Here is a 10748-nt window from a genome sequence, read left to right on the forward strand (position 1 = left end):
GGGCTGGGACCTGGGCAGGCTCTACCACCCCGATCCGGACCATCCCGGTACCAGCTACACGAGTCAGGGTGGCTTTCTGCACGACGCGGACCTCTTCGACGCGGCGTTCTTCGACATGTCCCCCAGAGAGGCGTTGGCCACCGACCCGCAGCAGCGGCTGCTGCTGGAAACGGCATGGGAGACCTTTGAGGACGCCGGCATCGACCCGACCGAGCTGCGGGGATCCCGCACCGGGGTCTTCACCGGCGTGATGTACGACGACTACGCTTCCCGGCTGCCAGCCACCCCGCGGGAGGTGGAGGGCTTCCTGCTGGCAGGCAACACCTCCAGCGTGATCTCCGGTCGCCTGGCCTACACCTACGGGCTGGAGGGGCCCGCCATCACCGTCGACACCGCGTGCTCGTCGTCCCTGGTCGCCCTGCACCTGGCCGCGAACGCGCTGCGCTCCGGCGAGGTGGACCTCGCGTTGGCGGGCGGAGTCACGGTGATGGCCGGCCCGAGCACGTTCGTGGAGTTCTCCCGGCAGAAGGGCCTGTCCGTCGACGGTCGCTGCCGGTCGTTCTCGGCGGATGCCGACGGCACGGGCTGGTCGGAGGGCGTCGGTCTGGTGCTGGTGGAACGACTCGAGGACGCCCGGCGGAACGGTCACCAGGTGTTGGCGGTCCTGAGGGGTTCCGCGGTGAACTCCGACGGCGCGTCCAACGGTTTGACCGCGCCGAACGGACCCTCCCAGGAACGGGTGATCCGGTCTGCGCTCGCCGACGCCGGTCTGTCGGGGGCGGACATCGACCTGGTCGAGGCGCACGGCACCGGCACCCGGCTCGGCGACCCGATCGAGGCGCAGGCCATTCTGGCCACCTACGGGCAGGACCGCGACGAACCTGTTCGGCTGGGTTCGCTCAAGTCGAATCTCGGGCACGCCCAGGCCGCAGCCGGAGTCGGCGGAGTGATCAAGATCGTCCAGGCGATGCGGCACGGCATCCAGCCGCGCACGCTGCACCTCGGCGATCCTTCGCCGCACGTGGACTGGTCCGCGGGCGCGGTCGAACTGCTCGTGGCCCACCAGGACTGGCCCGACCGCGGCCGGCCACGCCGGGCGGCGGTCTCCGCCTTCGGGATCAGCGGGACCAATGCGCACGTGATTCTGGAGCAGGCCGAGAACACCGCGCGTCCCGTTCCGCCGGCAGCCGCGCCTCGCGCTCCGGAGGATCACCCGGGAGACGGTCGTCCGCTGGTGCCGTTGGTCCTGTCCGCCCGTACCGGACAGGCCCTGCGGACAAGGGCCGCGCAGTTGCGCGCCCATCTGGACGAACACCCGGACACCGACGTCGTCGACGTCGCCGGCACCCTCGTCACCCGGCGGGCTCGACTGGACCAGCGGGCCGTCGTTCTCGGCGCAGACCGGGCCGCCCTGCTGCGCGGTCTCGATGCCGTCGCCGCGGGCACCTCCGGCGGGGCGGGGGTGGTGCTGGGCGACGGCACGGGCCGCGGAGCGACCGCGTTCCTGTTCACGGGCCAGGGCGCGCAACGGGCCGGGATGGGCCGCGAGCTGTACGAGCGGTCCGCGATCTACCGGGCTGTGCTGGACGACGTGTGCGCGCACCTCGACCCGGTACTTGAGCGTCCGCTGCGGGCCGTGCTGTTCGCCGAACCCGACGGAGCGGACGCGGCCCTGCTCGACCAGACCGCCTACACCCAGGCCGCGCTGTTCGCCGTCGAGGTCGCGCTGTACCGGTTCGCGGAGCACCACGGCGTCACCCCGGACCATCTGCTGGGGCACTCGGTCGGCGAGGTCGCCGCAGCGCACGTGTCCGGGGTGTTCGACCTGCCGGACGCCTGCCACCTGGTGGCGGCCAGGGGCGCGGCTATGCAGTCCGCCCGCGACGACGGGGCGATGGCCGCACTGGAGATCACCGAGCGCGAGGCGCTCGACTCGCTGGTGGCCGGGGCGACCATCGCCGGAGTGAACGGCCTGCGGGCCGTGGTGGTCTCCGGCGATGACAGCGCGGTGACCGCGATGACCAGCCACTGGTCGAAGCAGGGGAGGCGCACCCGGCGGCTTTCGGTCAGCCATGCTTTCCACTCGCCGCATATGGATGACGTGCTGGCCGGCTTTCGGGCGGAACTGGGCGCGATCACCTTTCACGAGCCGCGGATCCCGGTCGTCTCGAACGTGACCGGAGAGATCGCGACCGCCGGACAGCTCACCTCGCCGGATTACTGGGTGACCCAGGTCCGCCAGGCCGTCCGCTTCGCGGACGGAGTAGCCACCCTGCGGCGTAACGGCGTCACCGAGTTCCTCGAGATCGGACCGGACGGTGTGCTGACCGCGCTGGTCTCCCAGGCACTCACGGACGGCGAGGACGACGGGAGCCGCGCGGTCGCGGTGCCGATGCTGCGTTCCGGGCGAGGCGATGTGGAGGCGGCGTTCGCGGCCCTCGGCGCCCTCCATGTCCGGGGCGTGCCGGTCGACTGGTCCGCGCTGCTGCTGCCGGCGACGAGGATGGTCTCGCTGCCGAGGTACCCCTTCCAGCACCGCCGGTACTGGCTGGAGACCCCCTCCGCCGGGCACCCCCTGCTCGACACCGTGGTCGGCCTCGTCGACGGCGCGACCCTGCTGACCGGTGAGATCACCGCGACCGGCTGGACCGCTGACCACCGGATCCGTGACGAGGTCGTCGTTCCCGGCACGGCGGTGCTGGATATGGCGTTGTACGCCGGGGAGCGGGTGGGCTGCCCGGCCGTCGCCGAACTCATGATCACCACGCCGCTGGTCGTGCCCGAGGACGCGGCGGTCGAGCTCCAGGTCCGGGTCGACCCCCCGGGGCCGGACGGCAGCCGTTCGGTACTGATCCACTCCAGGCCGGGCCCCGCCGGGACCGGCGAGTCGACCGGGTGGCGCCAGCATGCCCGCGGGGTTCTCGTTCCCGAGTGGCAGTCGTCGCCTGCCGCGCCCGAGCGTGTCGGCACCGAGGTCGATCTGACCGGGGTCTACCAGCGGCTGGCCGACCAGGGATACCACTACGGCCCGGCGTTCCAGGGACTGCGGGCGGTGCACCACGACGGGGAGAACCTGTTCGTCGAAGTGGAGCTGCCGCGCCGACACCATGCCGAGGCGGGTCGGTTCGGGGTGCACCCGGCGCTCCTTGACGCGGTCATGCATGTTCTGCTTCCCGGCGTGGTCAGTTCCGACGTCGAACCGGTTCTGCCGTTCTCCTGGGCGGGAGTCAGCCGCCACGCGACCGGCGCGACGGCGCTGACCGCGCGGGTCTCCCGGCGGGGGAACAGCGCGAGCCTGGTCGCCCACGACGGCGACGGCCGCCCGGTGCTGACGGTGGACGAACTCGCGCTGCTGCCCATCGAGGGCGGTCACGCGCCACGACCGGGAATGCATACCGTGGTCTGGCGGGATGCTGTGGGTCCCGACGACTCCGTTGCACCCGCTGTCCTGCATCGGCTGCCGGCCGGCTCGCTCCTGGAGCGGTCGCCCGAACGCGACGTCTCGTCGTTGTCGTCGGCGGCGGCGGATGTCCCGGCGATGGCGAGGGCCTTGGTTCACGCCGTTCTGGAGGAACTCAGGGAGATCCTGACCGCCGACAGTCCGGTGCGCCATGCGTTCGTGATCACCCCGGACTTGTCGAACGCCCCGGTCCGGGGACTGATCCGCAGCGCCCAGTCGGAGTACCCGGGTCAGCTGGTGCTGATCGAAGCCGACGAGTCGACCACCGAGGAGCAGCTGACCATCGCTCGTCGTGTCCTGGAGCCGGAGCTGGCGATTCGGGACGGCAGGATTCTGGTACCACGGCTGACCGCGGCGGCCGGTGCGCCGGCGGGCGGCCCGGGGACCGGGGTGGACTGGGCCGCCGGTCCGGTGCTGATCATCGGAGCGACCGGAACGCTGGGCCAGGTGCTGGCCAGACACCTGGTCACCAGGCACGGGGCGACCAGCCTCGTGCTGGTCAGCCGCCGGGGCATGGACGCGCCGGGCGCCGCCGGGCTTCAGGCCGAGCTGGTCGGCCTCGGCGCGCGGGTGACGCTGGTGGCCGCCGACGTGACCGACCGGCGAGCCCTGGAACGGGTGTTCGCCGAGCACAGTCCGGCGACGGTGGTGCACACGGCAGGCGTTGTCGCCGACGCGACCCTGACCGGACTCACGGCCGAACAGGTCGACACGGTGCTGCGCCCGAAGGTGGACGCTGGGTGGCACCTGCACGAACTGGCGGGTGACAGACCTCTGGTCCTGTACTCCTCGGTCGCCGGGTTGGTCGGTACGGCGGGCCAGGCGAACTACGCGGCAGCCAACACCTTCCTGGACGCCTTGGCGGAGCACCGCCGTGGGCTCGGTCAGCCCGCGGTCTCCCTTGCCTGGGGCCTGTGGGCGCAGACCAGTGGTGTCTCCGAGCGGCTGACCGAGGTCGACCGTCGTCGACTGGCCCGTTCGGGTCTGCTTCCTCTCGACACCGCCGAGGCGCTCTACCTGTTCGACGCGGCCCTCGACACGCTCTCCGCTGCTGACGCCAGTTCCGCGGTCGTCGCCCTGACCCGGTTCGACCGATCTGTCCTCCGTCGTGGGACGGACCTGCCCGCACTTGTGCGGGACCTGGCCGGACCGGCCGCGGCGACGACACCGGCCAGTTGGGGGAACGGTCAGACCGACCAGACGGAAGCGCACACCCCGTCCGCTGCGGAGCTTGATGTCGCCGACCTGCGGGCCGTTGTCCGCGAGCACGTCGCGGCGGTCCTGGGCCATGACGATCCCACCGAGGTGGAGGAGAACCGCACCTTCAGCGAACTCGGTTTCGACTCGCTCACCGGGGTCGAACTGCGCAACCGACTCGGTGCCGCGATCGGCCGGAAGCTGTCGGCGACCGTGGCGTTCGACTACCCCAGCCCGGCCGCCCTGACCGATCACCTGCGGAACCTGGCCGCCGCGGAGGGAGCGTCACCGGCCTCGTCCTCGGGCACGGTGCAGCTCCGGAACCGTTCCGGCACGGGTGAGGGCGGCGCGGACGAGCCGATCGCGATCGTGGGGATGGCCTGCCGGTATCCGGGTGAGGTCGCCTCACCGCAGGACCTGTGGGACCTGGTCGCCGACGGCCGCGACGCCACCTCGGAGTTCCCGATGAACCGGGGCTGGCCGCGCGATCTGTGGCATCCCGACCCGGACCATCCCGGCACCTCGATCACCGCCCGGGGCGGGTTCCTGCACGACGCGGACCTGTTCGACGCCGAGTTCTTCGGCCTGTCGCCGAGGGAGGCCCTGGCCACCGACCCGCAGCAGCGGCTGATGCTGGAGACCACCTGGGAGGCGCTGGAGAACGCCGGCCTGGACCCGCAGCTCCTGCGCGGCAGCCGGACCGGTGTGTTCGTCGGCGTCATGTACAGCGACTACGGATCCCGACCGGACCTGCCGCCCGACGATGTCCAGGGATACCTGTACAGCGGCAGCGCGGGCAGCATCGCCTCCGGGAGGCTCGCCTTCACCTTCGGCTTCGAAGGGCCGACCCTCACCGTGGACACCGCCTGTTCGTCCTCGCTGGTCGCTGTGCACCTGGCCGCGAACGCGTTGCGCCGCGGGGAGTGCGACCTGGCGGTGGCGGGTGGCACCACGGTGATGTCCACGCCGACGGCGTTCGTGGAGTTCTCCCGTCTGCGTGGACTGGCCGAGGACGGCCGGTGCAGGTCGTTCTCCGACGACGCCGACGGCACCGCGTGGGCTGAGGGCTCAGGAGTGCTGCTGCTGGAACGCCTGTCGGCGGCGAGGCGCAACGGTCACCGGGTGCTCGCCGTGGTCCGTGGATCGGCGGTGAACTCCGACGGCGCGTCCAACGGGCTGACCGCACCGAACGGCCCTGCCCAGGAACGGGTGATCCAGGCCGCGCTCGACGCCGCCGGGCTCGCCCCGTCCGAGGTCGACCTGGTGGAGGCGCACGGTACCGGAACGAAGCTGGGCGACCCGATCGAGGCGCAGGCCATCATCGCGATCTACGGGCGCGAGCGCGAGCATCCGGTGCTGCTGGGCTCTCTGAAGTCGAACATCGGTCACACCCAGGCGGCGGCTGGCGTCGGAGGGATCATCAAGGTCGTTCAGGCCATGCGGCACGCGGTCGCGCCAGCCACCCTGCACGTCGGCACCCCGTCACGGCACGTCGACTGGTCGCGGGGTGTGGTCGAACTGCTGACCTCGGCCCGCCCGTGGCCGCGGGCGGACCGCCCCCGCCGAGCGGGTGTCTCCTCCTTCGGGTTCGGGGGCACCAACGCGCACGTGATCATCGAGGAGGCGGAGGAAACGGCGGAGATGGCAGCGGCGGCGGTGGCTCCGGGCCCGGTGGCTCGCGCGGTGTCCCCGCTTCCGTGGGTACTGTCCGCGCGTACCCCGCGGGCCCTCGCCGACCAGGCGGAACGAGTGGCCGCCCTGTCCACCGTGAACGAGTCGTTCACCCTGGCCACCCGCTCCGCGATGCCGTATCGGATCGCGGCGACCAGCCCACGAGCACTGCGCGACGCGGTCCCGACGCGGGTGGAGAACGGTCGGCTAGCCTTCGCGTTCACCGGGCAGGGCGCGCAGCGCCTCGGCATGGGGATCGAACTGACCGCTACGTATCCGGTCTACGCGGCAGCCTTCGACGCGGTCTGCGCGCACTTCGACGCCTCGCTGCGCGCGGATGTCCAGAACGCGATCGTCACCGGGGAACGGCTGGACGAGACCGGTGTGGCGCAGCCCGCGTTGTTCGCCGTCGAGGTGGCGCTGTTCCGCCTGATGGAGTCCTGGGGAGTCGTGCCGGACCTGGTCCTCGGGCACTCGATCGGCGAGCTGGCCGCCGCGCACGTCGCGGGGGTGCTGTCGCTGCCCGCCGCCGCCCGGCTGGTCGCCGCCCGCGGCGGTCTTATGCAGGCCCTGCCCGGCGGTGGGGCGATGGTCGCGGTCGAGGCGGGTGTCGGTGAGCTGGAGGCCCGAAGCCTGCCGTCAGGGGTGGCGATCGCCGCGGTCAACGGCCCGACCTCCATCGTGCTGTCCGGTGTCGAGGCGGCGGTGCTGGATTTCGTGGCGGAGGAGTTCACCCGTCAGAGCAGGCGCACCAAACGGCTCCCGGTCAGCCACGCGTTTCATTCGCCGCTGATGGAACCGATGCTGGACGACTTCCGGGCGGTCGCCAGGGACATCGTCTACTCGGCCCCGACGATCCCGGTGATATCCACGGTCACCGGGGAACGGGGCGACGGATGGACCGATCCCGAGTACTGGGTGAACCAGGTCAGGGCGACGGTCCGGTTCCACGAGGCGATACGCGCCGCGCACAACGAAGGTGTGCGCACGGTGGTGGAGGTGGGCCCCGACGCGGTACTCACCGGAATGATCGCCTCCGGTGCGCACGGTGATGCGGCTGACCTTCCTGCCGCCGTGCCGCTGAGGCGGGCGGGCCGAGCAGAGACGGACACCGTCGTTGCCGCCCTGGGCAGCCTGTTCACCAGGGGCGTCGATGTCGACTGGCACGCGGTGTTCCCTGGCGCCGAGCCTGTCGACGTTCCCACGTACGCGTTCCAACGCAGGCGGTTCTGGCTGGACCCCGTCGGCCGGCCCACCGTGTCCGGCGCTGGTCTGCGTCCGGGAGGGCACCCACTGCTGGGCGCGGCGGTCGATCTCGCCCGGGACGGCGCGCGGGGAGGGGACGCCACCGTGCTGACCGGCCGGCTGTCCCTGTCCACGCACCCGTGGCTGGCCGACCATCGGATGCAGGGGGACGTTATGGTGCCGGCTACCGTGCTGGTCGACCTCGCCGCCTCGGTCGGGGCGACAGCGCAGCTGACCATCGTCGAGCCGATGATCCTGCCGGAGGCTGGCGCGCTCACGATCCAGCTGGCCATCGACGGCGCCGACATCACGATCTTCTCCCGGGCCGAGGGCACCGAGAGCGGCGACCTTCCCTGGGTCAGACACGCCACCGGCACCCTCGACACCGAACGCCATCCGGCCGCGGTGGAACCGGAGCCCTGGCCGCAGAGCATGACGGAGATCGATCTTTCTGGGATGTACGAGCGGGTTGCGGCACACGGCTACCAGTACGGTCCTGCCTTCCAGGGGCTGCGGCGTCTGTGGCGGCATGAGGGGGAGCTGTTCGTCGAGACCGGGACGCCACCGGAACTGGTCGGATCCGCCGCGGAGTTCGCGGTGCACCCAGCGTCGCTGGACGCGGTCCTGCACGCGCTGCTGCCCGAGGTCGCTGGTGACCGGCCCGCCACCCTGCCCTTCGCCTGGGCCGGAGTGCGCTTCCATCCCGGGACCGCGAGGGCGGGCGGGATGGTGCTGCGTGCCCGGATCACCCCGACGGGTGCGGACGCAGTGCGCCTGCTGGTGACCGATGATGACGGCCAGGTCGTGGTCGAGGTGGACGAACTCGTGCTGCGGCCGCCGGCTGGTACCCCGACCGGCGAGGATCTGGTGTATGTCCCCGTGTGGCGCGCACTGGATGTCGAGCGGGGGCCCGTCGCCGAGCCGGGCGACGGCACCGCGCTCGACGTGGTCCAGGTCGACTCCGGTGAAGGCGATCTGCCGCGCCGCGCCCGGCATGCCGTCCACCACACCCTGGGCGTGCTGCGTGCCTGGCTGGACGCCGACAGCGTCGGACGACTCGCCGTCGTCGTCGGGGCGGATCTTGCCCATGCCGCTGTCCGGGGCCTGGTCCTCAGCGCCGCCACCGAGCATCCCGGCCGGTTCCTCCTGGTGGACAGCCCGGACTGGGACGGCACCGCCGATGTTCGGGAGGCGGTCAGGACACTGGTGGCCGGCAGCGGTCACGGGGATGAGCCACAGGTTCGGATCCGTGGCGGGGAGGTGCTCGTCCCGAGGCTGCTCCGCCATGGGCGGGTGGGCGGACCAGCCGCGGGACACCTGGCGCGGGAGGACCCGCGGGGACCGGAGAGTCCTACTCCTGTCTGGGTAACGGGCACCGTGATGATCACCGGGGCGAGTGGAGCGCTGGGCACCGCGCTGGCCGCGCACCTGGTGCAGCGACACGGCGCGCGTTCGCTGCTGCTGGTCAGCCGGAGCGGTGCCGCGGTGCGGATCGATGACGCCGTGGGCGAGGTCGAGATCATCACGGCCGCCTGCGACGTCACGGACCGTGATGCGCTCGCCGATCTTGTCCAACGCCACCTACCGGTCGCCTTCGTCCACGCCGCCGGGATACTGGATGACGGAACTGTCGAAGGGCTCACCGCCGAGCAGATCGACGCAGTGCTCCGACCCAAGATCGATGCCGCCTGGCACCTGCACGAACTGGCCGGGGCCAGGCCTGTGGTGCTGTACTCCTCGATCGCCGGGCTCCTCGGCACCGCCGGGCAGGCGAACTACGCGGCGGGGAACAGCTTCCTGGACCGCCTCGCCGAGTACCGCCTCGTCCGTGGCCTGCCGACGGTGTCGCTGGCCTGGGGTCCGTGGGAGACCGGGATGGGGGAGGCGCTCTCCGGGACCGACCGCGGCCGGATCTCCGCGCTCGGACTGCGCCCGATCGGCTCATCTGAGGCCTTGGCGGCTTTCGACCTGGTCACTTCGATGTTCGCCGCGCCAGAACTCCCGGGTGAGCCGGTGTTCGCCGTGACCGGGATCGACCGGGCCGCACTCGGCGCGTCCCCGAACCCGCTGCCGGTGCTGCGCGACCTTGCGCCCCGTCCCCGACGGGCGGTGCCACCGGGGTCCGGCCGGCGGCAACCCGCGCCCGCCGGGACCGGTCTCCGCTGGGAACAGCCGGGCGCCGTGTTCGACCTGGTCCGTCGTGAGGTGGCCGCCGTTCTGGGGCACGACGACGTGGCCGCGATCGTGGGCGACGCCTCGTTCACAGAACTCGGCTTCGACTCGCTGACCGCGGTCGAGCTGCGTAACCGGCTCGCCGCGGCAGCCGACGAACGCCTGCCGAGCACTCTGGTGTTCGACTATCCAACCCCGGCGGCACTGGCTGAGAAAGTGCGCGAACTGGTGGCCGCTAAACAGCTCTCGCCCCTCCTGGACCAGGTGGAGGCCCTGATGTTGCAGGGAGGACTCTCCGAGGAGGCGGTGGCGCGGCTTCACCAGATACTCGGCGGTGGGCCGGCGGCGGTGACCGTCGACGAACAGTTCGACCGGGATCTGGAGGACGTGGCGGACGAGGAACTGTTCGCCCTCGTCGACGAGCTTGAGTAGAACCGGAGAACCACGGGGCCGAGGCTCCGGGTAAGGGCGTGGTGGGCATGCCGTCGATGCCCACCACGCCGATATCGGCGGCAATGCTGTCCGCGGGATATTCGGCTGATAGGGTTTCTGTCATGGACAAGAACTCTGTTGTTCGCCTGGTCGACAGGTACATCAGTGTTTGGAACGAGACGGATGACGCGGCCCTGCAGGTACTGGTCGCCGACGTTTTTGTCCCGAACGCCGTCTATGTCGACCCCAACATCGTCGCCGACGGGGTGGCGGCTATCGGCGGCTACATCGCCGACGCCCGGCGGAATTTCGCGGGAATGCTCTTCACGCATGGCACGGTTCTGGCCCACCACGACGCCGCTCACTTCTCGTGGGAGGTCGGCCCCCCGGGCGGTGCCCCGGTGGTGAGCGGGTTCGACGTCGCGCTGGTCGAGAACGGTCGTATCAGCCGCCTGTATGGCTTCTTTCACGGGTACTAGTGTTCTGAGCCTTTGGTTCGCATGTAGATCGACTGGCTGGGTCCGGCGTCCGAAGACAGCGTTGGCGTTGGCGTTGACAGATCGTGCTGGCG

At 71.3% G+C, this 10748-nt stretch carries 2 protein-coding genes; both read left to right on the forward strand.

The genetic code is table 11. The annotated features are described in order from the left end of the window. Nucleotides 1–10177, forward strand: a 10177-nt coding sequence (locus AC08OP_RS13550; RefSeq protein ID WP_476614519.1) for an SDR family NAD(P)-dependent oxidoreductase, incomplete at its 5' end; no start/stop codon positions are given. A 47-nt stretch (nucleotides 10178–10224) separates the two neighbouring features. After that, the gene (locus AC08OP_RS13555; RefSeq protein ID WP_476614520.1) at nucleotides 10225–10656 is read left to right on the forward strand and encodes a nuclear transport factor 2 family protein; all 432 of its coding nucleotides are present in this window, start codon (nucleotides 10225–10227) and stop codon (nucleotides 10654–10656) included. The last annotated feature ends 92 nt before the right edge of the window (nucleotides 10657–10748 follow it).

It is taken from the genome of Frankia sp. CeRuru1, from assembly GCF_977966315.1.

Bases quoted from the DNA above. Each gene is read 5' to 3' on its own strand.
- AC08OP_RS13555 (WP_476614520.1), top strand. From the start codon at position 10,225: ATGCCGTCGATGCCCACCACGCCGATATCGGCGGCAATGCTGTCCGCG.